Below are 756 nucleotides of genomic sequence, written 5' to 3'. Positions count from 1 at the left end.
GGGTGCCGGCCGGCGGGCGCGGCACCGTTGCGCATGTGAGGCCGGCAACGGCCGTGCGCCGGGCGGGCCGGGGCCGGGGGAGAATGGGCGGGTGCCCGCTGAACCTGTACCCGAAGAGACGAGCCGCATCCTGCCGCCGGACCGGGGGAAGGGCCGGGCGTGGCTGTGGATCCTCATCGGGGCCGCCATCCTGACCCAGACGGCGCTGAACCTGGCCCGGCCGGTGGTTTCCTACAAGGTGCTCGCCCTGGGCGGGGACGCCGCCGCGGTGGGGCTGGTGGCCGCGGTCTACGCCACGCTGCCGGTGGCGGCGGCGCTGTGGCTCGGGCGGGTCAGCGACCGCTTGTCCTCGCTGCGGGCCCTGGTGGTCGCCGGAGCCCTGCTGCTGGCCGCGGCCTGCGGGATGCTCGCCTGGGCGCCGGATCTGCCGTGGCTGGGGGCGGCCAGCGCGGTCCTGGGCATGGGGCACCTGGTCTTCACCATCGCCGGCCAGTCCGCGATTGCCCGCTATGCGCCGCTGAACCGGCTCGATGCCGGCTTCGGCTGGTTCACCGCGGCGTTTTCCGGCGGACAGCTGCTTGGTCCGCTGCTGGCGGGGCTGCTGCTCGGCCCCGGCCTGGAAGCTGCCGGGGGCATGGCGGCGATCAATTCCGCGCTGCTGCTGGCGGCGGGTATCGCGGTGGCAGCCGCGCCGCTGATGCTGGCCGACCGTGCCGGCACCCGGCGGCCGGACGCGCCGCCGGACACCCAGGACCC

At 76.2% G+C, this 756-nt stretch carries 1 protein-coding gene; it reads left to right on the top strand.

Annotated features, from left to right (window positions below):
• Positions 1-91: 91 nt before the first annotated feature.
• Positions 92-756: MFS transporter (locus tag ACFQ36_RS23110; protein ID WP_377017950.1), on the top strand; the 665-nt coding region annotated here is incomplete at its 3' end.

The organism is Arthrobacter sp. GCM10027362, assembly GCF_042679445.1.
Lineage (GTDB): Bacteria > Actinomycetota > Actinomycetes > Actinomycetales > Micrococcaceae > Crystallibacter.
Note: the sequence above shows the minus strand (reverse complement) of the source record. Positions and strands in the feature narration are given on the sequence as shown.